The 25,230-nt window shown below is 69.8% G+C and carries 24 protein-coding genes, 1 tRNA gene, 1 other RNA gene and 2 pseudogenes; 13 read left to right on the top strand and 15 right to left on the bottom strand.

The window, feature by feature from the left end; genetic code table 11:
• Positions 1 to 89 precede the first annotated feature (89 nt).
• Together DK427_RS27460 and DK427_RS24865 are read left to right on the top strand one after the other, a co-directional pair.
• Positions 90 to 518, top strand: a pseudogene (locus DK427_RS27460) (cyclic nucleotide-binding domain-containing protein); the annotation flags it as partial.
• A gap of 114 nt (positions 519 to 632) precedes the next feature.
• A protein-coding gene (locus tag DK427_RS24865) for an IS3 family transposase (RefSeq protein ID WP_109954375.1) occupies positions 633 to 1,804 on the top strand; the annotation gives its coding sequence in 2 pieces (ribosomal slippage) (positions 633 to 900 and positions 900 to 1,804; 1,173 coding nt in all).
• A gap of 49 nt (positions 1,805 to 1,853) precedes the next feature.
• On the opposite strand, the pseudogene DK427_RS24860 reads toward DK427_RS24865, so the two are convergent.
• The 3 genes and pseudogenes from DK427_RS24860 to DK427_RS24850 all read right to left on the bottom strand — a co-directional run.
• Positions 1,854 to 2,456 (bottom strand): annotated as a pseudogene (locus DK427_RS24860) (Y-family DNA polymerase); the annotation flags it as partial.
• The gene (locus tag DK427_RS24855) at positions 2,453 to 2,908 is read right to left on the bottom strand and encodes a LexA family protein (RefSeq protein ID WP_109953723.1); all 456 of its coding nucleotides are present in this window, start codon (positions 2,906 to 2,908) and stop codon (positions 2,453 to 2,455) included. The gene DK427_RS24855 and the pseudogene DK427_RS24860, both read right to left, overlap by 4 nt.
• Complete coding sequence (locus DK427_RS24850) at positions 2,905 to 3,123, bottom strand: hypothetical protein (protein ID WP_109953722.1); 219 nt, start codon at positions 3,121 to 3,123, stop codon at positions 2,905 to 2,907. The genes DK427_RS24855 and DK427_RS24850 overlap by 4 nt, the downstream gene beginning before the upstream one ends.
• Before the next feature lie 123 nt (positions 3,124 to 3,246).
• On the opposite strand from DK427_RS24850, the gene DK427_RS24845 reads away from it, so the two are divergent.
• Genes DK427_RS24845 through DK427_RS24835 form a run of 3 tightly spaced genes read left to right on the top strand, consistent with a single transcriptional unit; the run spans position 3,247 to position 4,026 of the window.
• Positions 3,247 to 3,498: a DUF6894 family protein gene (locus DK427_RS24845; protein WP_109953721.1), complete on the top strand. Its 252-nt coding sequence runs from the start codon at positions 3,247 to 3,249 to the stop codon at positions 3,496 to 3,498.
• Positions 3,499 to 3,512: 14 nt separating this feature from the next.
• Entirely contained in the window at positions 3,513 to 3,764 is a 252-nt protein-coding gene (locus DK427_RS24840) for a hypothetical protein (protein ID WP_109953720.1), read from the top strand.
• A gap of 7 nt (positions 3,765 to 3,771) precedes the next feature.
• The gene (locus DK427_RS24835) at positions 3,772 to 4,026 is read left to right on the top strand and encodes a hypothetical protein (RefSeq protein ID WP_162559889.1); all 255 of its coding nucleotides are present in this window, start codon (positions 3,772 to 3,774) and stop codon (positions 4,024 to 4,026) included.
• 20 nt (positions 4,027 to 4,046) lie between these two features.
• On the opposite strand, the gene DK427_RS24830 is transcribed toward DK427_RS24835, so the two are convergent.
• The 5 genes from DK427_RS24830 to DK427_RS27450 all read right to left on the bottom strand — a co-directional run bounded on the left by DK427_RS24830 (position 4,047) and on the right by DK427_RS27450 (position 10,693).
• Entirely contained in the window at positions 4,047 to 7,610 is a 3,564-nt protein-coding gene (locus DK427_RS24830; RefSeq protein WP_109953718.1) for a beta strand repeat-containing protein, read from the bottom strand.
• Positions 7,611 to 7,875: 265 nt separating this feature from the next.
• Positions 7,876 to 8,940: a helix-turn-helix domain-containing protein gene (locus tag DK427_RS24825; RefSeq protein WP_109953717.1), complete on the bottom strand. Its 1,065-nt coding sequence runs from the start codon at positions 8,938 to 8,940 to the stop codon at positions 7,876 to 7,878.
• 383 nt (positions 8,941 to 9,323) lie between these two features.
• On the bottom strand, positions 9,324 to 9,758 hold the full coding sequence (locus DK427_RS24820; RefSeq protein ID WP_245930707.1) for a DUF2059 domain-containing protein: 435 nt from the start codon (positions 9,756 to 9,758) through the stop codon (positions 9,324 to 9,326).
• A 252-nt stretch (positions 9,759 to 10,010) separates the two neighbouring features.
• Positions 10,011 to 10,214: a DUF1236 domain-containing protein gene (locus tag DK427_RS27455; RefSeq protein WP_342772536.1), complete on the bottom strand. Its 204-nt coding sequence runs from the start codon at positions 10,212 to 10,214 to the stop codon at positions 10,011 to 10,013.
• Positions 10,205 to 10,693, bottom strand: coding sequence for a hypothetical protein (locus DK427_RS27450; RefSeq protein ID WP_342772535.1), 489 nt, complete (start codon positions 10,691 to 10,693; stop codon positions 10,205 to 10,207). The genes DK427_RS27455 and DK427_RS27450 overlap by 10 nt, the downstream gene beginning before the upstream one ends.
• Before the next feature lie 690 nt (positions 10,694 to 11,383).
• Here DK427_RS27450 and DK427_RS27275 point away from each other — a divergent pair.
• On the top strand, positions 11,384 to 11,815 hold the full coding sequence (locus DK427_RS27275; RefSeq protein ID WP_245930706.1) for a hypothetical protein: 432 nt from the start codon (positions 11,384 to 11,386) through the stop codon (positions 11,813 to 11,815).
• A gap of 66 nt (positions 11,816 to 11,881) precedes the next feature.
• A complete protein-coding gene (locus tag DK427_RS27270; RefSeq protein ID WP_109953713.1) occupies positions 11,882 to 12,505 on the top strand; it encodes a site-specific integrase in 624 nt (207 codons plus the stop codon).
• A 75-nt stretch (positions 12,506 to 12,580) separates the two neighbouring features.
• On the opposite strand, the gene DK427_RS24800 is transcribed toward DK427_RS27270, so the two are convergent.
• From DK427_RS24800 to DK427_RS24790, 3 genes are all read right to left on the bottom strand, one after another.
• Positions 12,581 to 12,656: transfer RNA gene (locus DK427_RS24800), tRNA-Phe, on the bottom strand.
• Positions 12,657 to 12,755: 99 nt separating this feature from the next.
• Positions 12,756 to 12,950 carry a DNA gyrase inhibitor YacG gene (locus tag DK427_RS24795; protein ID WP_109953712.1) on the bottom strand — a complete coding sequence of 65 codons (195 nt, stop codon included), beginning with the start codon at positions 12,948 to 12,950 and terminating at the stop codon, positions 12,756 to 12,758.
• Positions 12,947 to 13,648: a Maf-like protein gene (locus DK427_RS24790; protein WP_109953711.1), complete on the bottom strand. Its 702-nt coding sequence runs from the start codon at positions 13,646 to 13,648 to the stop codon at positions 12,947 to 12,949. Before DK427_RS24790 ends, DK427_RS24795 begins: the two co-directional genes overlap by 4 nt.
• A gap of 149 nt (positions 13,649 to 13,797) precedes the next feature.
• Between DK427_RS24790 and ssrS the strand changes: the two genes are divergently transcribed.
• The 5 genes from ssrS to DK427_RS24765 all read left to right on the top strand — a co-directional run bounded on the left by ssrS (position 13,798) and on the right by DK427_RS24765 (position 17,502).
• Positions 13,798 to 13,955: non-coding RNA, 6S RNA (gene ssrS / locus DK427_RS24785), on the top strand.
• Positions 13,945 to 14,538, top strand: a complete 594-nt coding sequence (locus DK427_RS24780; protein WP_109953710.1) for a 5-formyltetrahydrofolate cyclo-ligase — start codon at positions 13,945 to 13,947, stop codon at positions 14,536 to 14,538. Before ssrS ends, DK427_RS24780 begins: the two co-directional genes overlap by 11 nt.
• A gap of 36 nt (positions 14,539 to 14,574) precedes the next feature.
• Complete coding sequence (locus tag DK427_RS24775; protein WP_109953709.1) at positions 14,575 to 15,393, top strand: TIGR00282 family metallophosphoesterase; 819 nt, start codon at positions 14,575 to 14,577, stop codon at positions 15,391 to 15,393.
• 105 nt (positions 15,394 to 15,498) lie between these two features.
• Positions 15,499 to 16,485, top strand: a complete 987-nt coding sequence (locus DK427_RS24770; protein WP_109953708.1) for a MotA/TolQ/ExbB proton channel family protein — start codon at positions 15,499 to 15,501, stop codon at positions 16,483 to 16,485.
• A 3-nt stretch (positions 16,486 to 16,488) separates the two neighbouring features.
• A complete protein-coding gene (locus DK427_RS24765; RefSeq protein ID WP_109953707.1) occupies positions 16,489 to 17,502 on the top strand; it encodes a peptidoglycan -binding protein in 1,014 nt (337 codons plus the stop codon).
• Positions 17,503 to 17,524: 22 nt separating this feature from the next.
• Here DK427_RS24765 and DK427_RS24760 read toward each other — a convergent pair whose 3' ends face one another.
• Both DK427_RS24760 and zapE read right to left on the bottom strand, forming a co-directional pair.
• Entirely contained in the window at positions 17,525 to 20,458 is a 2,934-nt protein-coding gene (locus DK427_RS24760; RefSeq protein ID WP_109953706.1) for a response regulator, read from the bottom strand.
• 85 nt (positions 20,459 to 20,543) lie between these two features.
• A complete protein-coding gene (gene zapE, locus DK427_RS24755; protein WP_109953705.1) occupies positions 20,544 to 21,758 on the bottom strand; it encodes a cell division protein ZapE in 1,215 nt (404 codons plus the stop codon).
• A 278-nt stretch (positions 21,759 to 22,036) separates the two neighbouring features.
• On the opposite strand from zapE, the gene DK427_RS24750 reads away from it, so the two are divergent.
• Complete coding sequence (locus DK427_RS24750) at positions 22,037 to 22,633, top strand: GNAT family N-acetyltransferase (protein WP_109953704.1); 597 nt, start codon at positions 22,037 to 22,039, stop codon at positions 22,631 to 22,633.
• A 105-nt stretch (positions 22,634 to 22,738) separates the two neighbouring features.
• On the opposite strand, the gene DK427_RS24745 is transcribed toward DK427_RS24750, so the two are convergent.
• Both DK427_RS24745 and DK427_RS24740 read right to left on the bottom strand, forming a co-directional pair.
• A complete protein-coding gene (locus DK427_RS24745) occupies positions 22,739 to 23,488 on the bottom strand; it encodes a ComF family protein (protein ID WP_109953703.1) in 750 nt (249 codons plus the stop codon).
• A gap of 152 nt (positions 23,489 to 23,640) precedes the next feature.
• Complete coding sequence (locus tag DK427_RS24740) at positions 23,641 to 24,984, bottom strand: dicarboxylate/amino acid:cation symporter (protein ID WP_109953702.1); 1,344 nt, start codon at positions 24,982 to 24,984, stop codon at positions 23,641 to 23,643.
• Between the last annotated feature and the right edge of the window lie 246 nt (positions 24,985 to 25,230).

The raw sequence follows: 25,230 nt of genomic DNA, 5'->3' as shown, positions 1-25,230 counted from the left end.
GGCACCGTCCTGGTTGCAACCGAAGATTGCGCCCCATGGAACCGGGCCCAACCTAAATCATTGTGGGGGATGAACATGGGTCAGGGCGCATGCCACTCGCCGCGCCGGCTTTCGCGCGGGCGATCGGAGGAGTGTGCGCCCGCAAGCAGGGGGAAGCTCTCGTTTCCTCTCCAGGCAACCACTTGCTGGAGCCCCTTGTCCGCAAGCTGGAGAGCATCACGCCTCTTTCGTTGGATGAGCACCAAGCCATCCTGAGCCTGCCTGCCAAGGTGCGGACGCTCGGCCCACATCATGACATCGTGCGCGACGGTGATCGGCCGTCCCAGTGCAGTCTGATCCTGGAAGGTTGGGTCTGCCGCTACAAGCTTCTCAGTCAGGGCCGGCGCCAGATCACCGCCTTCCACGTGTCAGGCGACCTCCCCGACATGCAGAGCGTGCACTTGTCGGTCGTGGATCATGGCCTTGCCACCGTTGGTCAGGCAGTGGTCGCCTTCATTCCCCATGCACCCATGCGCGCGGTGCTGGCCAAGTTCCCCGGCTTGGCAGCAACGCTCTGGCGCGACACCCTGGTAGAGCCTGGAGTTGACCCGGTCTGGTGGAGCCTTTCAGACTTTTCGCACGAGGTGCGCTCCATGCCTCATACACGCCCGCCCTACGCCCCCGAGTTCCGCCGCCAGATGGTCGAATTGGTACGCGCCGGACGCGACCCGGCTGATCTCGCCCGCGAGTTCGAGCCCTCTGCCCAGGCCATCCGCAACTGGGTCGCTCAAGCCGACCGCGGTGAGAGCCGTGGCGCCTCCAAAAGTGACGTCCTGACGCTCGCCGAGCGGGAGGAACTGGCCCGTCTACGCCGCGAGGTGCGGCAGCTTCGGTTGGAGCGCGACATCCTCTCAAAAGCCGCGGCCTGGTTCGCACGGGAGAGCGGCGCGGTGCCGTCGGGCTCTTCCAGTTCATGAGCGCGAACCAGGCCGTCTTCCCCATTGCGACCATGGCACGCGTGCTCGGCGTGTCGGAGGCCGGCTATCACGCTTGGCGGCAGCGCGCGCCCTCCGTCCGTGCCGTTGCGGATGCCGCGTTGTTGAAGCAGATCCGCATCGCTCACGCTGGGTCGGGCGAAATTTACGGTGCGCCGCGCGTGCACGCTACGCTGGCAGCACAGGGCGCACGACACGGACGCAAGCGCATTGCGCGGCTGATGCGCGAGGCGGGCCTTGTCGGCGTCAGCCGCCGGCGCGGAGGCGTCGTGACCACTCGACGCGACCGGGAGGCTCGCCCCGCGCCCGATCTCGTGGACCGCAACTTCTCTGCCGAGGCCCCCAACCAGCTTTGGGTAGGTGACATTACCTTCGTGCCGACTAGCGCGAGCTTCCTCTATCTCGCCGTGGTGGTCGACGCCTGGAGCCGGCGCGTCGTGGGCTGGTCGATGGCCAGCCACCTGCGGACCGAACTCGTGCTCGACGCACTGGAGATGGCTATCACGCAGCGCCGGCCGCGCGATGTGATCCACCACTCCGACCAGGGATCGCAATACACGTCGCTGGCCTTCGGCGGTCGCGGCCGCGAAGCGGGCGTGCGGCCCTCTATGGGCTCGGTGGGCGACGCCTACGACAACGCAATGTGCGAGAGCTTCTTCGCGACCCTGGAGTGCGAGTTGCTCGACCGCCGGCGCTTCGCCTCTCAGGCACAGGCCCGCATGGCCGTGTTCACCTTCATCGAGGGCTTCTACAATCCCGTGCGCCTGCACTCCGCGCTCGGTTATCGCTCACCCATCCGCTACGAACAGGAGATGCTCGCTAACCCCTGATCCGCAAGCGTTCCACCGCTCCACCAAAACGGGTCAACTCCAACTCCACGACGCCGAGCGCCTGCAGCTTCACCAGCGAGGCTCGGCCGATGCCCCAGACCTCCTCGACGCCGATCCGGCAGAGCCAGTGATCGTAGGCCACCGGGTCGGTCAGATCGCAGACGCCCTGCAGGTCCGGCACCGTCTTCGCGATGTGGTTGGCGAGCTTGGCGAGCGTCTTGGTCGGGCCGATGCCCACGCAGGTCGGAATGCCGGTCCAGGCGCGGACCGTCGCGCGCAGGTCCCGGGCGAGTTCGACGCGCCGGTCCGCCCGCACGCCCGAGAGGTCGAGGAAGCTCTCGTCGATGGAGTAGATCTCGACCCGAGGCGAGAAGTCCCGGTAGACCGCATTCGTGCGTGCGCTCATGTCGCCGTAGAGGGTGTAGTTCGAGGAGAACACCCGCACGCCTTGGGCCCGGCACATCTCCCGGGTCTTGAAGAAGGGGTCGCCCATGCGGATGCCGAGCGCCTTGGCCTCGGCGGTGCGTGCGATGGCGCAGCCGTCGTTGTTGGAGAGCACGATGACGGGCACGCCCGCGAGCTTCGGGTCGAACACGCGCTCGCACGAGCAGTAGAACGAGTGGCCGTCGATCAGCGCCAGCGCTCGGCTCATCGGCCGAGCCGCCCGCGCACGAGGTGCCAGCGGATCGTGAAGCGCACCACGCCCCAGATCGCAGCCTCCTCGAGATCCTCGACCGCGAAGGCGGGCAGGTCCGGGTTGTCAAAGGCGAGGCGCGCGCGGTTGCCCTCGATGACGAGCCGCTTGATCGACATCTGCCCGGCGACCACCGCGACCACCACGCTGTCGTGCCCCGCCTTCAGGCTGCGATCGACACAGGCGAGGTCGCGGTCGAAGATGCCGGCGCCGCGCATTGATTCCCCGCTGATCTGCCACAGGAAGGTTGCGGGCGGGTTCGGCACGAGCCAGCGGGGCAGGTCGAGCGCGTCCTCCAGGAAGTCGTCGGCCGGCGACGGAAAACCCGCACAAAGCGTCTGGCCGACGAGCGGCACGCGCACCGTCGCGACCCCATGCTCCGGCAGGGCGTGAATGCGGTGGAGGTTCACGCACGCTCCTCCGCTGCGAGAGCGCCGCGCACGTAGCCGTGCGAGATCAGTCGCTCGCGGCGCAAGGAACGGCGCTCGGCCTCGGCAAGGTCGGTGAGCGCGTCAGAGACCGCCTGGACGAGCGCCGCCCAGGTGTCGCCCTCGGCCGCACTCGCGTAAGCCGCGGCGATCCGCTCGCCCTCAGACGCCCGGTCATCCACAGCCTGCGCGTGCATTGGCACGACTCCCCCTTCTAGAACATAGAGAGAACAAACACGGGCGCCCGGTCCGGTTCAATCCGGCCTAGACGGCGATTTGCGCCGCCTGTGGGGCGCTGTGGATGAAGGGCAGGTTTGCACATGCGGGCGGGCACTTACCGATTCCACTGCACCGACGGCACGCACGCGGTGCTCGATCATCGTGGCCGGTATCTCCGGACGCGCGACAACCTGCTTGCGGAGGCGGCACGGGCTGCACACGCGATCATGGATCAGGTCGCCGGCCGCCTCGACTGGTCAGCTTGGATCGTCGACGTGCACGACGCCTCTGGCCGCCACGTACTGACGCTGCCCTTCACCGACGCAACCGCGCCGACGCTGCAGGCGGCCTGAGAGAGGATCAGAGCATGGCCCTGAAGACGAGCTTCATGGTGCAGACCTTCAGCATCCACCGGAAGCGACTCAAGCCCGACCGGCCGGAACTCGCCTCGACCGAAAGCGGGGCGCTGAAAAAGGCCGAGTCGATGGCGGGCCGCATGCCCGGTACGGCCGCACTCAAAATCGTGGCCGACGATGAGACGGGCGAGCTGGAGAGCGCGACCATCCTCGGCCAGTTCGGCGAGGTGCCGGACGACTTCGCAGAGGCGCTCCAGGGCTGAGCGCGCGGTGGGAGAGCCGGACGAGGGGCGACACGTGCTGGCCGCCGGGTATCTCCACGGTCGCACGCTGGAGGAGGCCCTGGCCGCGTGGCGCTCGGACTACGACGCGCCGACCTACCGCGTGCGCCAGCCGATGCTGGCGCGGCTGGGCAACGTGATCCGGAGGCTTGCAGCCGAGGCGGAGGCGCGGGACGAAGCCGCCACCGACCAGCCCAGACGGCGGACAAAGAAAAGCCCGCCACGGCGGACCGGGGCGGGCTGAGGTCGATCTCTTGGGTGGGACTACGCCGTAAGCTGGAAGCCCTGCTCGATGACGCCGACGAGGTGAACTTGCGCCTCCGCGCTCTCGACGATCTGCAGGGCCACCGTCGCCCGGCTCACGCCCTGCGCCAGCTCCGCCCCGAAGTAGCTCGCCCCCGCCGCATCCGCGTGCCGCCCGAGCGCACCAACGTACAGGCTGTCCACGTAGGCCGCGCTCGTCTGCCCGGCATGCGTCGCGGCGAACTCAGGCGAACCCAGCATGACGTTGGCGACCGTGGCGAGCCCCTGGATCGCGCCGGCAGCTGCACCGCTGGCCGCCGCCTGCTTCACCAACCCCTCGAAGCTGCCGAGACCGCCCGCGTCCGGCGAGCGGTTCAGGAGCCCGTAGTACAGTCGTGCGACCCCCGCATCGATGGCGTCCGTGACGAACACGCCCCTCTGGAAGGCCGGCGTGTTGAGGCTCTGCGCCTCGCTGCTCGTGGCGATCTGCACCGCCACCGTGGCTTGGCTGACGCCCGCGTTGAGCTCGTTCACGAAGAAGTTCAGCCCACCCGCGTCCGCGGTCCGGTGCAGGGCGTTGGCGTAGAGGCCCTGCACGTAGGTGGTCGGGTCGGAGACCGTGCCGCCGCGCTCGGCCGAGCCGAGGAGGGCGCTTGCCACAGTCGTGAGGTCCGAGCCGGCCTGGATCGCGGCCGAGAAGCCCTCCAGCCCGAGCGCGTCGGGCACACGGTTGAGGAGGGCGGTGTACAGCCCGTAGATGCCGCCGGTCTGCGACGCCGGGTTCGTCACCACCGTACCGAACAGCGCCAGCGTGGCGGCCGATGGCGGGGCCACGGCGATGTCGAGCGAGGTCGTGGCAGTCTGCCCGTTGGCGGTGTCGGTGTAGGTGAAGTGATCGACCACCGAGCCCGTGAACACCGCCTTTGCGAAGTCGGGGGCGTAGGAGTACGAGCCGTCCGCGTTCAGCGTGAGGTTGCCGTAGGCCCCGGCCAGCGCTTTGCCGACGTTGGCCGCCTGCCCGTTGACCGCGGTGACGGTGAGCGTGGCACCTGCGCCGCTGTCGTTGGCGAGCACGCCGGGGGCGGCCTTCGTCAGCGCCGTGCCGAGCGTCACGCTGCCCGTGTCGGCCACCGCGGTCGGGGCGGTCGGCGGAGTGTACGGCGGCTGATCGTCGTTGCGGATGGTGCCGATTGCCGTGGATTGCACAATCGTGGCGTTCGCCGTCGCATTCGACAGCGTGACGGTGAAACCATCATCGGCCTCCACCAGCCCGTCCCCGGTCACGTTGATCATCAGTGTCGTCGAGGCCTGCCCGGCAGCGATCGTCACGGTACCGCTCGGCAACGTCCCGCCGAAATCGGCCGCATCCGCCGCGCTCGCGCCCGAGCCGGTCACGGCGTAGGCGAGCGTGATCGCGTCCGCCGTTCCGCCGGTGCGCGACACGGTGAAGGTGAAGGGCGTAGTGCCGGTGTTGCCCTCCAGTTTGCTCGCGTCGGTGGCGGTGATCGAGACACCGTACTGATCGTCGTTGGTGATCGTGGTGGTCGCGCTCGCCGGTGTCCCGATCGTGGCCCCGCCTTGACCGCTCACGCCGGTGATCGTGGCGATCACCCGTTCGTTGGGTTCGACTGTGGTGTCGGGTACGGTCGTGACCGTAAAGGTTTTGCTGGCGTCGCCGGCCACGAAGTTGATCTGGCCGTTGGCGGGCAGGGTGGTGCTGTAGTCGTCGCCTCGGGTGGCCTCGCCGCTGAGCCTGACGGTGGCGACCCCAGCCTGGGTCATGTCGCCGGTTCGGGTGACGGTGTAGGTGACCGCGTTGCCCGCGCCGCTGCTGCCCTCGGCGACCGCGGCGGCCGAGGCGGTGATCGCGTAGGAGACGTCGTCGTTCTGGATCGTGACGGTTTGCGCCGCGCCGGCGGGGGTCGCGTTCGTGGCGGTCGCGATGGTGACGGTGGCGGTCCCGTTGGGCTCGACGGCGGTGTCGCCCAGGACGTTGACGTTGACCGAGCCACTCAACGAACCGGCAGGGATAGTGATGGTGGTGCTGGAGACGGTGTAGTCCGTGCCCTGCGTGGCCGTACCGCCGAACGCGAGGGTGACGGTGGTGGCAAGGCCGCTGACTGCGCTGAGTGTGGCGGTGATCGGCACCACCGTCGTGCCGCTGTTGCCCTCGGCGATGCTGGTCCCGCCGCTGAGCGTCACAGTGGGGGGCGCATCGTCGTTGGTGATCGTGCCAGTTGCTTGGCCGGTGCCGGAGATGGTGGCGCCCTGCGGGTTAGAAAGAGCGACCGTGAAGGTCTCGCTGGCCTCGTAGAGAGTGTCTCCCCGGATCGGCACGTTGATGGTGGCAGTGGTGGCGCCGGCGGCGAAGGTGACGGTGCCGGTAGCCTGGAAGCCCGGACCAAAGTCGGCGCCGTCGGTGGTGCTGTTGGTGATGGTGTAGGTGGCAGTGGGCGAGCCGGTGGTGTCGCTGCGGGTGACGACGAAGGCGGCGTCGGCGGTGCCGCTGTTGCCCTCCACCACCGTGGCACCCGTGATCGAGAGCGTTGGGGGAGTCGATTGCATGTAGGTCGTGACCGTGCCTGAGACACGGTTCGTGACAGCGAGATCGAGGCGACCGTCGCCGTTCAGATCGACGGCAATGGCCGTGTAGGGGCCGCCACCGGTGGGGAGCGTCTGCCAAGCGGAGAAGGTGCCGTCGCCCTGGCCGTAGGCGATGCCAACTTGATTGGCGCTGCTGTTGGCGATGATGAGATCTAGCTTCCCGTCGCCGTCCACATCGGCGACCGTGATCTCATTGGAGTTACCCTGGGCGGCCGTGGTGAGGGCAGGCTGAAATGTGCCGTCGCCGCGGCCCAGCAGCACCGAGTAGCTGTTTGCGTTGAGGGCCGCGGTCACGAGGTCGAGGTTGCCGTCGCCGTTGAAGTCGCCTGTCGCCACCGAGTAGGGACTTGCGCCGACGGGGTAAGGCACCTGACTCTGGTAGGTGCCGTCGGCGTTGGCCAGTAGAACCGAGACGCTGGTAGCGCCGCTGTTGGCGGTGACGATGTCGAGCTTACCGTCATGGTTGAAGTCGCCGATTGCCGGGGCTCGGGGGAGGTTGCCGACGGAGTAGAGAGCCCCGGTCCCGAAGGTGCCGTCACCGTTGCCGTACTGAACGACGAGCTGGTTGGGGCCAAAATTGGTGTAGGCAAGATCGAGCTTGCCGTCAGCATTCAGGTCGACAGCGCGAAGCCAGTACGACTGAAGTGCGTTGCCGCCGGCGATCCCCGCGGCGGCCTGGAACGTGCCGTCGCCGTTGCCTGCCAGCAAGCTTGGGGCGCCATTGATGCCCACGACGATGTCGATCTTGCCGTCGCCGGTCACGTCGGCCAGCGCGCCAGAGATGGGGCTACTGCTGACCGGATAGTTGACGGCGGGCCGAAAGCTGCCATCGCCGTTGCCGATGAGGACCGACAGGCTATTCGAGGCGGTGTTCGGCACGACGAGATCGAGCTTGCCGTCGCCGTTGAGGTCAGCTGCAGATAGCTCCCAAGGTTCGCTCTCAACCAAGGTGGTGGTGGCAGTGCCGAAGGTGGCGGGCATGTCGAGCGCTCGAACGGCTAGAGGTAGGACCGTGACCTGCCCGTTCGCCAACTGGCGATCCGACACCGATCACAATGCGACATCGCCGCCTGTGAGCCGCTTCGCTCCGCTCCTGAGCGTAGTGGCTGGCAGTCGTTCCCGCGTCAGATCCCGTCCGAAGATTTTAATACGGAAGAGCGCGGCCTCCACTAGACTGAGCGTCCCATTCCTTGACCGAGCGTCCCAAAATGCGGGCTCTCAGGAACTTTTGGCGCTCGACAACCCGTTAACCGTGCCTCTGCACCCAGTCGCTGAAAAGCCGCCCTGTCGAGGGGGGGCGAGCCACGGCGGTGAGATGGTCACGTTCCCGGTTCGCTCTGAATTCGGTCGGGCTCATCCCGAACTGGCGACGGAAGCCGCGGCTGAGGTGCGTGCCGTTCGTGAACCCGTAGCGGTGACCGATGGTGGCGATCGGGTCCGGGGAGCCGGTGAGCAGGGCGCGCCGGACGGCCTCGAGGCGGCGCCGGCCGATGTAGGCTGCGACGCCGTCGAGCGGCTGGAACGCCCGAAACAAGGTCGCCCGCGAGACATGGAGCGCGCGGCAGAGGGCGGCCGGGGTCAGGTTCGGGGAGCCGAGATGCGCCTCGATGTAACGCTTCGCCCGCACGACCAGGGCCGCGTCGAGCGAGGGACGAGCCTGCTCCAGGTTGTCCGAGGAGGGGTTCACGCAGGCGGCCAGCATGCGCACTGTGGCCAACGAGAGGTCCGGGGCGGCCGCGCGCGTCACGCGCCCGGCATGGCTTGCCAGCGCGACGATGTGGTCGCGCAGCAGGCCGCCCATGCCGTGGTGCAGAACCTGCCCGTGCAGCGCATCGGTGTTCGCGACCGCCTGGGAGACGAAGTCGCGCGGCAGGCTCACGATGAGCGATCCTCGCTCGGGTGCGGCAAGCCTGCGGTGCGGACGCGACACGTCGTTGATGCTGACCGCACCCGCCGGGATGAAGAGTTCGCGATCCCCCTCAGTGGCACCCTGGGCGTGGGTGCTGAGGTGGAGCACGAAGTGGTCGAGACCGTCCCGCCTGACCCGCTCCGGTGCGCGGTGGACGGCCTGCGACGAGGCGTCCATCACATGGACCAGCATCTCACCGAGTTGCGTCGAGCGCAGGCGCGCCGCGAAGTCGGCCTCCTGCGTCGAGAGCTCGTGGGTGAGCCCGATCAGCGAGCGCCAAGCGTCGAACCGCTCGCGTTCAGGGAACGGATCTGTCGAGAACACGGCCTGGGGGCACAGCGCTGCGAGGTTGCTCGCTTGCTCCGCGACGGTCCGCGCGTCCGGGTCCTTGTCCGCCGCCATGCTATCGCGAGGCTTTCAGTCGATCAGCTCTCAGCATCGGCGAGCCTCCTGTGGGGTGTGCGCCGCAAATCTTGAGAGGGGCGAGAATCCAATCGCACGGCGTCGTTAATGGCTCGTCGAAACCGGCATCACGTCCGCGTGTGCAGGAACGAAAAAGCTTGCCGCGGCGGGGCCGGGCGGGCTTCGCAGCAGGGGTGAGCCGGAGGCGCAGTTGCTTGCCCTGAGGCGCAGCATATCCTGATGGCTATGCGGGTGAATTAGGCGACGGTCAGGTACCCCTTGATCGGCGGCGGGGCAGCGTCGTCCCACCCGCTCCAAACCCAGACAAGTGAAGCCCACCGCCGTGGGATCGGGCGGGCTGAGTAGGTTCTGAGCTCAGAAGGTCACTTGGCTTTGCCCCCAGGCCCCCAGCCGTGCGCCTTGATGGCCTGCGTGAGCTTCGTTTGCATCTCGGGCATCATCTGGCCCATCCACTGCGTCATTCCGGTGAGCTGCGCTTGGGCAAGCTGGGGCTGAGCGGCGGCGAGCCGCTTGCCGGCCGGAGTGCCGTAGAAGGCGCCGATCGCCTGCAGATCCTCCTTCGAGAGCACGCCTGCGAAGCTGCGCGCCTGGATGTCGAGGAGATCGTCGTAGCGCGCTGTCAGCATCGGAAGGACGACCTCCTGAACGAGCACCTGAGCGCGATCCTGCTCCTTGATCCCCATCTGCTGCATCATGGCGACCATCGGTCCCGACATGGAGTTGAGGGTCGTTGTCCGGTCTCCCTGCATCTGCGTGACGACCTCGCGGGCAGCCTTCAGGGTTGCGGGATCGGGCATCGCGGACGGTGCCGCCGGTGGTGTGCCCTGAGCGAGCGTTCCGGAAGAGGCGGAGAGAACGAGAAGAACGCCGACAGCGGCGCCGCGGAGGTGACGAGAGGTACAGGTTCGCAGGATCCGCATCGGCTACCCTTTGGCTTGACTTTGAACGGAAGTAGCGCAGTCGCACGAAAAAGCCCGCTGCGGCGAACCGGGCGGGCTAATGGAGGTGTGTCAGGGCCCTGTCGGTGGGGAACGCGCCTTCACGCGATGCTATGCAGGGATGACATCCACGATCTCGTAGGTGTCGGGGTCGATGATGACGATGTCGTCTCGTACGAGAATGAAGCTGTAGCCTTCATAGGCCGGCACCAAGGTCACAATGGCGGGAGGAAGCCGGTGCAGCGTGACCGAGCGCGGGATGGCCGTGCCGACGTTCAGACTGAAGTTGACGTTGGTGACGCGGCTCACACCCACGCGGGTGATCGACTGGCGAAACTCGGTCCGCTCGCTGCTACCCAGGCGGTTAACCGCGCCGCGAGCCGCGCCGCGTTCACCGCGCTCTGCCCGACCGTTTCGCGCATCAGCGCCACCGCGTTCGTCGTTGCCCCGCGCCGAACCGCGGCCGTCTTCACGGGCGCCAGCGCGGCCGGGTCCGTCTTCACGCTCGCCACGCTGCGCCCCGCCGGGACGGTCACCGGGCGCACTGCGTTCGGCGCCATCTCGATCGGCAGCTCCACCCCGCTCGCCCGCTGCGCCCGCCGCTGGACGACCCTCGCTGCCGCCGCGCGGTTCGCTTGCTGCACCGCCACCCAGCATACCACCGGCCTCACCGCCGGACGCTCCGCCGCCCATACGGGCGCCGCCTGCGCCGCCTGGACCCGCTCCGCCGCCTGCACCAGCACCGACGCCCGCTCCGCCACCCGCTGCTCCCGCACCCGGACCAGCGCCGCCACCGGCGCCGCCGCCGGCTCCGCCTGCCCCGCCCCCCTGAGCGAGAGCCATCGTGGCGCCTGCTGTCAGCAGGGCAGCAGTCATCGTGCTCCGAATGAGCTTGTTCATGGGGCGCTTCCTTGTCTGGACCAGCTTCAGGGCCGCGTCGTTGGTCTCCTCACGCGGCGCGGCCACGCAACGGCAAGGACGAGCAAACCGTTCCCGTCAGCACGGTGCGACGCTTGCGATCGATGTCCCGACAGCTTGACGATATTAGGAATGAAAAAGCCCGCCGCGGCGGGGCCGGGCGGGCTAAGGTGTCTCATGGGATGCTGTGCCAACCTACCGAAGAGCGGAAGGTTCACACCGGCGGCCTGCGGCGGCGCTCCACCTCACGCTGCACGGCCGCCAGAACGAGCATTACCCCAACACCGACCACCTAGAGCCCGAGCACGGCGCCGAGCGCGATCGTCTTGCGCTGCGGCAACGTGCGATCAAGGCCGCCGAAATCGCGGCGGAGATGAGGCAGAGCCAGGACTCTATGCCATTCCACATATCATATTAGATAGTGCTATTGATGGTCGTCAAAAGTCTTGATCTCTCGAAAGCTGGATAATTTGCATATATCGTACTTCCACGCCGCCGCGAGAATTTGGCAAAATTGCCAAGATATCGAATGTTACGGATAAGTATGGGTCGCTGACGAGAAGCTGGTGAAGGCCGGCTACGCGCCCAAGACGGTGCGCCTGTTCGGCGATTGGCCCTCGGACGAGATCGCCGCCCGCTGCGCGGTGCTCCACTCCGAAATGCTCGAATGGGCCGCCGGGCGGATGCCGGCGCGCAACGCAGCCGAGATCGGCACGCTGGAATGGCTCTGCCGTGCGTTCGAGACGGACCCCGATTCGCCGATCCACGAGCGGCGCCAGGACACGCGCATCTTCTACAGCCGCTACATCCGCATCCTCGTTGACCTCGCGGGTGACGCGCACCTGCGCGACATCGTCGGCCGGGATGTGCGGCGCTGGCACAAGACCTGGACCGAGACGCTGGGGCAGCGCGGCGCCTACGCCTGCATTCAGACGCTGCGGCGCGTGGTGAGCTACGGGTGCGAGCTGCGCGACCGGTCCTGCCTCGAGCTGGCCTAGGTCCTGGCCAAGACCGAGTTCCGGGCGCCCAAGGCCCGCAAGCTGCGTCCGATCTACGAGCAGATCGTGGCGCTGCGCAAAGCCGCGCACGAGGCCGGCCGGCCGAGCATCGCGCTCGCCGTCACACTGCAGTTCGAGCTGAGCCTGCGCCAGAAGGACGTGATTGGCGAGTGGATCAAGCCGACTGCGGAAGCCCGCGCGGCGATCAGCGGAGCGATCACGGCGGGCGCCTGGGTCTGGGAGTGGGGCCTGATGTGGAGCCACATCGACGCGGCGCTGCGGCTCGCCAAGCCGACCTCGAAGTCGAACGGGTCGGAGATCGCCGAGCACGACCTGCGGCTGCACCCCGACGTCCTGGCCGAGCTGCCCCCGTGCGGCGTCGGGCCGATCGTCCTCGACGAGCGCTCCGGCCTGCCGTGGAAGAAGGCGCACTTCTCTCGCACCTTCCGCAAGATCGCGCGCGCCGCTGGCTGGCCGGACGCCGTGTGGAATATGGACAGCCGAGCAGGCGCAGTGTCGGAGGCGTTCGAAGCGGGCGCGGCCCCGGCTGACGTCATGCGTACGGCCACCCACACGCAGATGGCGACGACGATGCTCTACAACCGGGGAGCGGTGGTGCAGTCGGGGCTCGTCGCCGAGCTGCGGGCCCAGCGCCGACGCGCAGAACAGGTTAAAAACGGTGCGCGGTAACAGACGCGGAAACCGCGGTAACGCGCCTCACGGGGCGGGGCGCGTACAACCTGTTAATTTGAAAGGGGATTAGAATGGTGCCCAGGGGCGGAATCGAACCACCGACACTGCGATTTTCAGTCGCATGCTCTACCAACTGAGCTACCTGGGCGACATCCGCACCGCGTGGCGGCGTCGGATGGCGGTCGTATAGAGGGCGTTTCTGGTCCTGTCTAGCCTCCGTGATGGTCCCGTTACGATTTCTCTCACGTCACGTTTTCTCGGTCTGGTCGTCGTGCGGGGGTGGGCCGGTGTCGTCCTGGTCCTCGCCGGGGATCACGTAGCGGTCGCTGAGCCAGCGACCGAGATCGACGTCGGCGCAGCGCTGCGAGCAGAAGGGCCGGAAGGCCGGAGCGGCGGGCTTCCCGCAGATCGGGCAGGGGGCTGGCGCCTCGCGCGTGCTCATGCCATCGCCCCCCAGCGCGCCCGGACCGGAAAGCCCTCGCCCTCCAGCAGGCTCGCCGTCTCGTAGAGCGGCAGCCCGACGACCGCGCTGTAGGAGCCGACGAGTTTCACCACGAAGGCGCTGGCCAATCCCTGGATGGCGTAGCCGCCGGCCTTCCCCCGCCACTCGCCAGAACCGAGATACCCTTCGATCTCCCGGCCCGAGAGGCGCTTGAAGCGTACCCGGCTCTCGACCAACCGCTCGCGCCGCCCGCCGCGCGGGGTGAGCAGGCACACTGCCGTGTAGACCCGGTGCTGCCGCCCCGAGAGCAGGCGCAGGCAGTCGGCCGCCTCGTCGGGCAGCTCGGCCTTCGGCAATACGCGCCGGCCTACCGCCACAACCGTATCGGCGGAGATCAGCCAAGTGGGTGCGTCGCTGCCGGCCCGGCGCATCGCGGCCTCCGCCTCGGCGAGCTTCTCGCGGGCCAGGCGCTTGGCGAGGTCGCGGGGCGCCTCTGCCTTCCGCGGCGTCTCGTCGACGTCGGCGGGCAGGAGGGCATCCGGCTCGATGCCGATCTGCTGCAGCAGGGCGAGACGGCGCGGCGAGGCCGATGCAAGGATCAGGCGCGCGCCGGGCAACGCCGCGACCTCCGTCGCGCTCTCGGCGGATCGGGGGGCTTGGTCCGCGGGGGCGTGCTCCGCGCTCGTCTGCTGGCTCATGGTCTTCCGGTACGCGCCGCGCGATGCCCTACCGAGGGGCGGGGCGTTCTCGTCGCGCGGGTGGTAAATGAAGGTCCGCCGGAAAGAAACAACGGGCGCCGGTGCAACGGCCCCTGGCGCGCCGCCGTCCAGGTCGCTACATGGTGTGGGCGGGGCTGCAGAGTTCGTCAGGAGAACTTTTCCCCGGGGCCTTATCGACTCCCTCGGGAGCTGTTCCTGGCCTCGTCCGTGGACTTGGCCAACACGGCGCCCACCTACGCTGTAGGTTTCCCGGGATCGATCCTCCAACGGCTCACGTGGCTCCGCACCCCGCTCCCCAAAATCCGAAAGCCGAGCTGCGCCGCGCCGCGCTCGCCCGTCGCGACGCCCTCTCGGCGGATCATCGCGAGACGGCGTCCCGTCGCGTCGCCGAGGCTGTCCTGGCGATGCCGGCTCTGGCCCAGGCCCGCCTCGTCGGTGCCTTCTGGCCGATCCGCAGCGAGATCGACCCGCGCCCGATCGCCGAGGGCCTGTTCGCCCGCGGGCAGCGCGTGGTGCTGCCGCAGGTCACGCCCGAGGGCCTCGTCTTCCGCGAGTGGTGCGTCGGCGAGGCGCTGGTGAAGGGCGGCTTCGGCCTCTCGGAGCCCCGCGCCGACCTGCCGCCGCTCGACCCCGACGCCCTCGTGGTGCCGCTCGCCGCCTTCGACCGGCAGGGCCAGCGCATCGGCTACGGCCGCGGCTACTACGATGGTGCTATCACCCGGCTCTCCGCCCTGCATCCGGTTCTCACCGTCGGCATCGCCTTCGCCTGCCAGGAGGTGGACCACGTGCCGGCCGAGCCGCACGATCGGCCCCTCGACCACGTCGTCACCGAGGACGGGCCGGTTCCGCTGGCGCGCGAACGGGCCTAACGTCGTAGCACCCCGCGTTCAGAACCACGGATCACCATGCGCCTGCTCTTCCTCGGCGACGTCGTCGGGCGTCCCGGCCGCTCCGTCGTCGCCGAGCACCTGCCCCGGTTGCGCGAGCGCTGGCGGCTCGATTGCGTGGTGATCAACGGCGAGAACGCCGCGCACGGCTTCGGCATCACCGAGACGGTCTGCGACGAACTGCTCCAGGCGGGAGCCGACGCGGTAACGCTCGGCAACCACAGCTTCGACCAGCGCGAGGCCCTGGTCTTCATCAACCGCCAGGAGCGGCTGGTGCGCCCGGCCAACTACCCGCCTGGCACGCCCGGGCGCGGCGCCTGCATCGTGGAGACCCGCACGGGCGCGCGCGTCCTCGTGGTCAACGTGATGGGCCGCGTCTTCATGGACGCGATGGACGACCCCTTCGCGGCGGTCGAGCGCGAGCTCTCGGCCTGCCCCCTCGGTGAGGCGGCCGACGCCGTGATCGTGGACGTCCACGCCGAGGCGACGAGCGAGAAGCAGGCCTTCGGGCACTTCCTCGACGGGCGGGCCAGCCTCGTCGTCGGCACCCACACCCACGCGCCGACCGCCGACCACCGGGTGCTGCCCGGCGGCACCGCCTACATGTCTGATGCGGGCATGTGCGGCGACTACGATTCCGTGCTCGGCATGCAGAAGGACGAGCCGATCCGCCGCTTCCTGCAGAAGACGCCGGGCTCCCGCTGGGAGGTCGCGGGTGGGGAGGGCACGCTCTGCGGCATCGCGGTCGAGACCGACGCGAAGGGGCTCGCCCGCGGCGCCTGGGCCGTGCGGATCGGGCCGCACCTGGAGGAGACCTGGCCGAAAGCGTGGGATTAGGCGCCTTCACCGCAGCCGGCGCGGCTTGATCGCCCGGGACGCTGCCGCCACAGTGCCGGCCCGACCGGCGCCCGCGCGCCCAACACGAGCCGCGAGACGCGACCGATGGCCGCCCTCCCCACCGCCACGAGGCCCCCGGCCGAGCCAAGACCGGCCGGACCGGTGATCACGAAGCCCGGCATCTACCTCGTGCGGATGCTGGTCTTCCTCGTCCTCATCGGCTTCCTGGCCTTCGTGCTGTTCCGGCAGATCACGCCGGCCTTCCTGGCCAATCCCGGCCTCAACGGGCTGATCCTCGGCGTGCTGCTGATCGCGGTGCTCCTGGCCTTCGGGCAGGTGCTGCGCCTGTTCCGCGAGGCCACCTACGTCAACGCGGTCGCGGGCGGCGGGCAGGCGCGGGCGCCGCACCTGCTGAAGCCCCTGGAGCCGGCCGTCGCCGCGCGGGCCGAGGGCGCGACGCTGCCCGGCACCCGGGCCTTCCTCGACACGGTGGCGGCCCGGCTCGACGAGGGCCGCGACATCCTGCGCTACATCGCGGGCCTGCTCATCCTGCTGGGCCTGCTCGGCACGTTCTGGGGCCTCATCGACACGCTCTCGGCGGTGGGCTCCGTGATCCGCTCGATGCGCGGCGGGGGCGACGCCGCCGTGATGTTCGACGAGCTGAAGAACGGGCTTGCGGTGCCGCTGTCGGGCATCGGCCTCGCCTTCTCGGCCTCGCTCTTCGGCCTCGCGGGCTCGCTCGTCATCGGCTTCCTCGATCTCCAGGCGGGGCAGGCGCATGCACGCTTCCACAACGAGCTGGAGGATTGGCTGACCTCCGGGACCGAGACGGCCGCCCCGCTGGCCGCCGCGCCGGGCACGGGCGCGCGGGAGCTTCAGGAGGCGGTCGATCGGCTGACCGGGGTGATCCAGGAGGGCGCCAACGGCCGCGCGGCGGCGCAGGCCATGGCCAACCTCGCCGAGGGCATCCAGGGCCTCGTGCAGCACATGCGCTCCGAGCAGCAGATGATCCGCGACTGGGTCGAGGCGCAGGCGAGCCGCGAGCGCGAGCTGAAGCAGGTGCTCGACCGGCTCGGGCGCGAGCGGGTCTAGGCGGTGGCCTCCCGCTCCGCCCGCCGCGAGCGCGGCCTCAACGTCTGGCCGGGCTACGTCGATGCGCTGGCCACCCTTCTGCTCTCGGTGGTCTTCCTGCTGACCGTCTTCGTGGTCGGGCAGTTCTTCGTCTCGCAGGAGCTGTCGGGCCGCGACACCATGCTGGCGCGCCTCAACCGCCAGATCGCCGACCTCACCGACCTCCTGGCGCTGGAGCGCTCGAACCGCCGCGGCGACGCGGCGACGCTGGACTCGCTGCGCTCCTCGCTCGCGGCCGCCGAGAGCGCGCGCGACCAGGCCCGCGCGGACGCGCAGGCGAGCGGCGCGCAGGGGGGACAGGCGGGCGAGCTCGACCGGCAGCTCCAGGCCGAGCGCGGCGCGACGCGGCGGGCACTCAGCCAGATCGACCTCCTCAACGAGCAGCTCGCCGCCATGCGCCGCCAGCTCGCGGCGCTGGAGGACGCGCTCGCGGCCTCGGAGCAGCGCGACCGCGAATCCCAGGCCCGCATCGCCGATCTCGGCAGCCGCCTGAACGTGGCGCTCGCCCAGAAGGTGCAGGAACTCGCCCGCTACCGGTCCGACTTCTTCGGGCGCCTGCGCCAGATCCTCGGCTCGCGGCCGGACATTCGCGTCGTCGGCGACCGCTTCGTGCTGCAATCCGAGGTGCTGTTCCCGGCGGGCTCGGCGGCGCTGAAGCCCGAGGCCGGGCCGGAACTCGACCGCATCGCCGCGGCGGTCTCCGACCTCGCCCGCCAGATCCCGTCCGATCTCGCCTGGGTGCTGCGCGTCGACGGTCACACCGACGCGCGCCCGATCGCGAGCGCGCAATTCCCCTCGAACTGGGCGCTCTCGGCGGCGCGCGCGATCGCGGTGGTGCAGTACCTCGCGGGCAAGGGCATCCCGCCCCAGCACCTGCTGGCCGGCGCCTTCGGCGAGTTCCAGCCCCTCGACGCGGGCACGAGCGACGAGGCCTATGCCCGCAACCGGCGCATCGAGATGAAGCTCACCGAGCGCTGAGCCGGAGCGCTCGGCGCAGGGGTCAGGCCGCGTCGGCCGGCTCAGCCACGAGATCGCGCACCGCGCGGGCGAGGTCCGCGAGGCTGAGGCTGCCCTTGCTGATCACCCGGTCGGCCTGGCCGGCGAGCCGGCGCCGGTCCTCTCCCGTGATGTCCTTCGCGGTCAGCACCACGACCGGCACCTCCGCCCAGTCAGGCCGGGCCCGGAAGGCGCGCAGGAAGGCGAAGCCGTCCATCTCCGGCATCATCAGGTCGAGCAGGACGAGGCCCGGCCGCTCGCGCGCGGCCTCCTCCAGCGCCTGTCCGCCATGTTCGGCCTCGCGCACCGGAAGGCCCTCGCGCTCCAGCGCGCCCACGACCCGCACGCGGGCATCCGCGTCGTCGTCCACCACGAGGATCGGCCCCTCGGCGCTCGCCGGGCGGAAGCGGTCGGTCACCGCCTTCAGGCTCGCCCACTCGATCGGCTTCTGCAGGTAGTCGGTCGCCCCGAGAGAGAAGGCGAGGTTCTGCTCGTCGAGCACCGTCACCATCACGATCGGCGTCGCCCCGAGTTCCGGGTCGGCCCGCAGCGCCCGCAGCACGGCCCAGCCGTCGAGGCGCGGCATGGTCACGTCGAGCAGGATCGCGCGGGGACGTAACGCCTGGGCTCGGTCGAGGCCCTGCCGCCCGTCCTCGGCGGTCGCCACCCGGAATCCCTCGCGCTCGAGGAAGCGTGCGAGGAGGTCCCGCGTCGCCGCGTCGTCGTCGATCACCAGGATCGTGCGGCCGTCGCCGGCATCGGGGGGCGGATCCGCGGCCGCGGGCTCGTCCGGAGCGTGGAAGCTGTGGGGCAGGGTGAGCGTGAAGGTCGTCCCCCGCCCCGGCTCGCTTGCCACCGCGATCGCGCCGCCCAGCATCTCCGCGAAGGCCTTTGTGATCGACAGGCCGAGACCGGTCCCGCCGAAGCGTCGCGTGGTCGAGGCATCGGCCTGGGTGAAGCGCTGGAACAGGCGCCCGACCTGCTCCGCGTCCATGCCGATGCCAGTATCGGTGATCGCGAAGCGCAGGCTCTCGACCTCGCGGGTCGCCCGCAGCGTGATCCGGCCGTTCTCGGTAAACTTCGCGGCGTTGCTGAGCAGATTGATCAGGCATTGCCGGAGCTTCGTCACGTCCGTGTGGGCGCTGCCGAGGTCCGGGGCGAGGTCGAGAGCGAGGGTGTTGCCCTTCTTCGCGATCAGGCCCTCGACGGTCGAGGCGACCTCCTCGACCACCTGGGGGACCGAGAAAGTCTCTGCGTAGATCTCGACCCGGTCGGCCTCGATCTTCGAGATGTCGAGCACGTCGTTGATCAGGCCGAGCAGGTGGCGGGCGTTCGCCTCGATCTTGCGCATGTCGGCGATCAGGTCCGGCTCGCCGAGATCCTCCAGTTCCTCCTGCAGCATCTCGGAATAGCCGATGACCGCCGAGAGCGGCGTGCGCAGCTCGTGGCTCATGTTGGCCAGGAACTGGCTCTTGGCGCGGTTGGCCTCCTCGGCGGCCTCGCGGGCGGCGAGGATCGCGGCCTCGGCGGCCTTGGCCTCGGTGACGTCCGTGTGGGTGCCGACCCATTCGCGGATCGAGCCGTCCGCCTCCAGGATCGGCATCGCCCGCACGCTCATCGCCCGGTAGGCGCCGTCGCGTCGGCGGATGCGGTGCTCCACCTCGTAGGGCGCGAGCGTCGTGACGGCGCGGTTCCAGGCCGTGCGGGTGTGCTCGCGGTCCTCCGGATGGACCACGTCGAGGAAGCCGAGGCCCGCATAGGCTGCGTCGTCCTGGCCGGTGAAACGGGTCCACTCGGTCTGGCGCGGGTGCAGGCCGCCGCCGGGCGCCGCCGTCCAGACGATGGCGGCGCTCGCCTCGATCAGCGAGCGGAAGCGCTCCTCGCTCCGGCGCAGGCGCGCCTCGGCGAGGTGGCGCACCGTCTCATCTACCACCACGAGGCCGACGCCCTCGACCTGGGAGCCCTCGCCGCCGCTGCCGCGCAGGGGATAGAAGCTCATCGAGAAACGGCGCACGCCGCCCGGCGCGCTCGGCGTCGGCACGGCGACCGGCACGTCGGGCGTGACGAGGCCCTCGTCGAGCGCGGCGGCGAGCTTCGGAGCGAGTTCCTCCTGCAGGGTCGGCAGCATCGCCCAGATCGGCGCGCCGAGATCGGCGCCGAAGCCGCGCTCGCTCATCTGCGCCAGCGCCCGGTTCATGTGGCGGATCTTCAGGTCGCGGTCGAGGAAGCCGAGCCCGACGGGCGCGTTGGCCAGAACGCCGTCGAGCAGCGCCGACATGCGCAGCGACTCGCGGCGCCTCACCAGGGCGAGGCGGGCGAGCAGCGCGATGGCCGCCAGCGCGCAGATTCCGGAGAGCAGCGAGAGCAGGAGCGAGCGGCGGGATTCCTCGGCCCGCAGTTCCGCGAGCCGGCGCTCGGTCGCGGTCTCGATCCCGGTCACCTCGGCCCGGATCGCCTCCATCAGGGTGATGCCGTCGCCGGTGCGCACCAGCTCGGTGGCAGGCTCGAAGCCCTGCCCGCGACGCACCGCGATCACCCGGGCGGCGAAGTCGCGCTTGCGCGCGATCAGCTCCGCGAGCGAGGGGGCGCCGGCTCGCAAAGGATCCTGCGCCGTGCGGCCGAGCCCGGCCAGTCCCGTCTCGATCTCGGAGAGCGCCCGGTTGTAGGGGCCCATATGCTCGTCGCTGCCGACGAGGACGTAGCCGCGCTGGCTCGCCTCAAGATCCTTCACCGCGGAGAGCAGACGTTCCAGCTTGGCGATCGTGCCGGTGCCGCCCGCGGCCTCGGCCCGGTTCGCCTCGCCCGCGACGTAGTTCCAGCCGCCGGCGACGAAGGCCACGAACAGCAGCGCGAAGGCCGCGGGCGAGCCGAGCAGGGCGGCGAAGGGGCCGGCGCCGCGCCAGCGCGGGCGGCGCAGCCTGAAGATCGAAGCGGGCATGAATGGGCTGTCGCGTGGGGGATCGGCCGACGGGAGATAGATCGCGCGCCAGCGGAAGCGACTCCGCTACCCCCGTCGCGGCGCCTCAGGTCTCCACCAGGCCCGTGCTCGATCCGGAGGGCTCGGCCTTGCCGTGCGGCAGCGCGAGGTATTCCGAGGAACGCATCTCGATGAGGCGCGAGACCGTGCGGTCGAACTCGAAGGCCTCGCGGCCCTCGCGCGCGGTGTAGAGGTTCTGCGCCTCGGCCTCGGCGGAAGCCACGAGCTTCACCTGCGCGTCGTAGAGCGTGTCGATGAGCGTGATGAAGCGCTTGACCTCATTGCGCTGGTCCTCGCCCATCACCGGGATGTCCGAGACGATCAGCGTGTGGAAGCGGCGGGCCAGCGCCATGTAGTCCGAGGCGCCGAGCGGCTGGGCGCAGAGATCGCGGAAGCCGAACCGGGCGACGCCCGCGGCCTCCTCCGGCACCGGGACGTCGCGCCCCTGCACCCGCACGCTGCCCGGCTGCCCCTTCGCCTTGCCGGTCAGACTCCGGAATGCGGCGTCGAGCGCGGCAGCGGCCGCCTCGTCCGCCGGCACATGGTAGACCGGAGCGCCGCCGAGTTTCTCCAGGCGGAAATCGGTGCGGGCATCGAGGCGCATCACCGCGACTCGCTCTGTCAGCTCGGCGATGAAGGGCAGGAAGAGGGCCCGGTTCAGGCCGCCCTCGTAGAGCCGGTCGGGCTCGACGTTCGAGGTCGCCACCACGGTCACGCCGCGGGCGAACAGGGCCTTGAACAGGCGCCCCAGGATCATCGCGTCGGCGATGTCGGTGACCGTGAACTCGTCGAAGCAGAGCAGGCTGGCCTCGCCCGCGAGCGCGTCGGCGACCGGGCCGATCGGGTCGTCGCCCTTCACCTCGCCGCGCTTCAGCGCCTGCCGGTAGGCGTGGATGCGCTCGTGCGCGTCCGCCAGGAAGCCGTGGAAATGCACCCGTCGCTTCGGTCCGGGCGCTGCCTCGTGGAACAGGTCCATCAGCATGGTCTTGCCGCGCCCGACCGAACCCCAGACGTAGAGGCCGCGCGGTGGCGCGGCGGGCTCCTTGCGGCCGAAGAGCCAGCCCAGAGCGCTGCCCTTGCGGGCGCGCTGCCGGCGTGCGAGCGCCTGCAGAAGCTCGTCGAGGGCGCGCACCACCTGGACCTGGGCCGCGTCGCGCTCGATCGCGCCCGAGCGGACGAGGGCGTCGTAGCGCTGCTGCACGGGCCCCGATGGGGCGGCGCCGCTCCCGGGGCGGTGCTGCGGGCTCGAACTCGATGTCACGGTGCGGCCTCCGGGCCCGGTCTCGCACAACGTCCAGGCATTGGCGCTCAGGCATTGGCGCGGGCGCCGGTCTGCCCCGCAGGCCGTGGCCGATCAAGCCGGAGGGCGAGACGGTAGGGGCCGACCGTCTCACGCACAGGCAACCGGGCGCATGGCTCGGCTGTTCAACCGCGCAGTTTGCTGCATTGCACAACGCGGCATTCGGTGCCACATCTGCCTGGCTTTGGGAGGGACGTCCGATCCTGCGCGCCCGCCGCGCCGTCGACCGGAGACCCTGAATGGCACTGCCAGAACACGCGGCGCCCGGACACACGATCCGGCGCCTCTGGCCGGGCGACCGCCCGGCCGTCCTCGATTACTTCCTGCGGCTGGATCCCGAGACCCGGGCCAACCGCTTCATGGGCACCGTCGGCGAGGCCGGCGTGCGCGCCTACGCGGAGCGCGCCGTGACCGCCGAGGGCCTGGTCATCGGCGCCTTCGTGGACGGGGTGCTGCGCGGCCTCGGCGAATTGCGCCCGGCCGGGCCGCCGCGCGGCGGATTCATGCTCGGCGCCGAGGCCGAGGCCGCCTTCGCGGTCGAGCGCGCCTACCGGCGCCGGGGCATCGGCACGGCCCTCTTCGGCCGCATCGCCCGCGCGGCGCGCAACCGCGGCGTCGGCACCCTGCACGTGCGCTGCCTCGACCGGAACAAGCCGATGCTGCGGCTCGCGGCCAAGCTCGGCGCCGACCTGCACCGGGGCCCGTCCGAGACCCGGGGCGACCTGCGTCTCGTCCAGGCGACACCCTTCTCGCTCTGGTACGAGGGCATTGCGGAAGCCTACGACTTCACGCTCTCGGTGATCCAGCCGGCCCTGAGCGAGGAGGATGCGGCCTGAGGTCTGGAGCCGTTCCCGATCGCGTTGCGATCGAGAACGGCTCCAAGCTCTTGTCTTGGCGCGCTCTCTTGCGCCGAACCGGCGTCCACTTCGGCTGAGAGCGCTCTAACCCAGCGGTTCGGCTACCAGCGCGAAGGTGAGGAGATCGACAGCCGCCGCCCCGCCGCGGATCAGCGCCCGGGCGGCGGCGTTGGCGGTGGCGCCCGTGGTGGTGACGTCGTCCACGAGGAGCACCCGCCGGCCCTGCAGCGTCGCCCGGCGCTCCGGCGGCACCCGGAAGGCACCCTGGAGATTCTCGGCGCGACCCGCCCGACTCAGGCCGACCTGCGGGCGGGTCGCCCGGACCCGGGCGAGCAGCCGCGGCTCGAAGGGCAGTCCGGCGCCCCGCGCGACGGGCCGCGCCAGAAGCGCGGCCTGGTTGAAGCGGCGGCGCCACAGGCGCCAGCGGTGCAGCGGCACCGGCACCACGCAATCGGCCTCGGCCAGCAGCTCGCGCCCGCTCGCCGCCATCATGCGGGCCATCGCGACCGCCAGATCGAGCCGGTCCTCGTATTTCAGCCGGTGGACGAGTTGGCGCGCGGTGTCGTCGTAGAGCGCGACCGCCCGGGCGCGGTTGAAGACCGGCGGGTCCGCGATGGCGCGCGGCGAGAAGAGGGGGCCGATACCGGGGTCGAGGGCGAGCGGCGTGCCGTAGCGCGGACAGAGCGGCGCCTCGATCAGCCGCAGCGACGACCAGCAATCCGAGCAGAGCGCGCCCGGGTCCATCGTCGCGCCGCCGCAGCCGGCGCAGCTCGGCGGAAAGACGAGCGCCAGGACGGCGCGGGCGAGGCCGCGGAGGGCGGTGGTGGGCTGCATCGGGCATCCCCAGCGGCTTTGAGTCGCCGGGACCGATCATCGGCGAGATACGCCCGCCGTCCAATCCGATTTCCCGAACGAAGAACCCCGCGCCGAGAGGCGCGGGGCTCCGTTCGTCGGGGGCGAGGCCGCGCGGTGGCGGCCGCGACCGCTTACTCGGCCGGCTGAAGGGCCGGGGCCGGGGCCGGCTTGCCGGAGGCCTTGGAGCCGAGGGTGGCAGCGAGCGCTTCCTCGTCCACCTCGCCCTCCCAGCGGGCGACTACGATGCAGGCCACCGCGTTGCCGATGAAGTTCGTCAGCGCGCGGCACTCCGACATGAAGCGGTCGATGCCGAGGATGAGGGCCATGCCGACGACCGGCACCGAGGGGACCACCGCAAGGGTAGCGGCCAGGGTGATGAAGCCCGAGCCGGTCACGCCCGCCGCGCCCTTCGAGGAGAGCATGGCGACGAGAAGCAGCAGGCCCTGCTCGCCGAGCGTGAGAGGGGTGTCGGTGGCCTGGGCGATGAACAGCGCCGCCATCGTCATGTAGATGTTCGTGCCGTCGAGGTTGAACGAGTAGCCCGTGGGAACGACGAGGCCGACGACCGGCTTCGAGCAGCCCGCGCGCTCCATCTTCTCGAGCAGCGAGGGCAGGGCCGACTCGGAGGACGAGGTGCCCAGCACCAGGAGCAGCTCCTCCTTGATGTAGCGGATGAGCTTGATGATCGAGAAGCCGTTGTAGCGGGCGACCGCGCCGAGCACGAGGAAGACGAAGATCGCCGAAGTCAGGTAAAAGGCGCCGACGAGGTAGGCGAGGTTGGCGAGCGAGGAGATGCCGTACTTGCCGATAGTGAAGGCCATCGCGCCGAAGGCGCCGATGGGAGCGACCTTCATGATGATGTTGACGACGCCGAAGATCGCCTCGGACAGGATCTTGATGAAGTCGAGCACCGGCTTGCCGCGCTCGCCCAGGAAGGCGAGTCCGAAGCCGAACAGCACCGAGAAGAATAGGACCTGAAGGATCTCACCGCCCGAGAACGCGCCGACCGCGGTCGACGGGATGATGTTCATCAGGAAGTCGGTGATCGTCTGCGTCTTCGCCTTCTCGGCGTACATCGCGATCTGCTTCGGGTCGAGCGACTTCGGATCGATGTGCATCCCTGCGCCCGGCTGGACGAGGTTCGCCACGATCAGGCCGACGATCAGCGCCAGCGTCGAGAAGGTGATGAAGTAGACGAGCGCCTTGCCGCCGACGCGGCCGACCTTCTCGAGGTTGGTCATGCCGGCGATGCCGGAGACGACGGTGAGGAAGATCACCGGCGCGATGATCATCTTGACGAGCTTGATGAAGGCGTCGCCGAGCGGCTTCATGTCGGCGCCGAGCTGCGGGTAGAAGTGGCCGAGCGTGATGCCGAGCGCCACCGCGACCAGCACTTGGAAGTACAGGGTGCGGTAGATCGGCTTGGGCTTGGCCGGCGCGTGCGGCGCGGTGAGGGGGGAGGGTATGGCTGCCATCAGGGCATCTCCTCTGGATCCGGTTCGAGTGGTCGGGTTCGTCGGTTCCGGTCCCCGGCGCCATTGGCATCCGCGGGACCGCGCTCTTGCTTTTGGCCCGGAGGCTTGCAGTCATGCGTGGGTGGCAGGACTGCGTTACGCCGGGTGAATGGCAACGGGCGTGCCAGCGCCGGATCCGTGTGAAGATTTTGTTAAATCCCTGTCCTGGAAGCATTTTTCTGCATGGCACTTTTTCGCCCCCGCCCG

The sequence above is a fragment of the Methylobacterium radiodurans genome, from assembly GCF_003173735.1.
Classification (GTDB): domain Bacteria; phylum Pseudomonadota; class Alphaproteobacteria; order Rhizobiales; family Beijerinckiaceae; genus Methylobacterium; species Methylobacterium radiodurans.
The sequence above is the reverse complement of the archived record's forward strand: the minus strand, read 5'-3'. Positions and strand labels throughout refer to the sequence as shown.

Bases quoted from the DNA above. Each gene is read 5' to 3' on its own strand.
- DK427_RS24775 (WP_109953709.1), top strand. From the start codon at position 14,575: ATGCGCCTGCTCTTCCTCGGCGACGTCGTCGGGCGTCCCGGCCGCTCC.
- DK427_RS24825 (WP_109953717.1), bottom strand. From the start codon at position 8,940: ATGGCGGCGGACAAGGACCCGGACGCGCGGACCGTCGCGGAGCAAGCG.
- DK427_RS24760 (WP_109953706.1), bottom strand. From the start codon at position 20,458: ATGCCCGCTTCGATCTTCAGGCTGCGCCGCCCGCGCTGGCGCGGCGCC.
- DK427_RS24840 (WP_109953720.1), top strand. From the start codon at position 3,513: ATGGCCCTGAAGACGAGCTTCATGGTGCAGACCTTCAGCATCCACCGG.
- DK427_RS24740 (WP_109953702.1), bottom strand. From the start codon at position 24,984: ATGGCAGCCATACCCTCCCCCCTCACCGCGCCGCACGCGCCGGCCAAG.
- DK427_RS24745 (WP_109953703.1), bottom strand. From the start codon at position 23,488: ATGCAGCCCACCACCGCCCTCCGCGGCCTCGCCCGCGCCGTCCTGGCG.
- DK427_RS24820 (WP_245930707.1), bottom strand. From the start codon at position 9,758: ATGCCCGATCCCGCAACCCTGAAGGCTGCCCGCGAGGTCGTCACGCAG.
- DK427_RS24795 (WP_109953712.1), bottom strand. From the start codon at position 12,950: ATGAGCACGCGCGAGGCGCCAGCCCCCTGCCCGATCTGCGGGAAGCCC.
- DK427_RS24845 (WP_109953721.1), top strand. From the start codon at position 3,247: ATGCGGGCGGGCACTTACCGATTCCACTGCACCGACGGCACGCACGCG.
- DK427_RS24750 (WP_109953704.1), top strand. From the start codon at position 22,037: ATGGCACTGCCAGAACACGCGGCGCCCGGACACACGATCCGGCGCCTC.
- DK427_RS24830 (WP_109953718.1), bottom strand. From the start codon at position 7,610: ATGCCCGCCACCTTCGGCACTGCCACCACCACCTTGGTTGAGAGCGAA.
- DK427_RS24790 (WP_109953711.1), bottom strand. From the start codon at position 13,648: ATGAGCCAGCAGACGAGCGCGGAGCACGCCCCCGCGGACCAAGCCCCC.
- DK427_RS24770 (WP_109953708.1), top strand. From the start codon at position 15,499: ATGGCCGCCCTCCCCACCGCCACGAGGCCCCCGGCCGAGCCAAGACCG.
- DK427_RS24850 (WP_109953722.1), bottom strand. From the start codon at position 3,123: ATGCACGCGCAGGCTGTGGATGACCGGGCGTCTGAGGGCGAGCGGATC.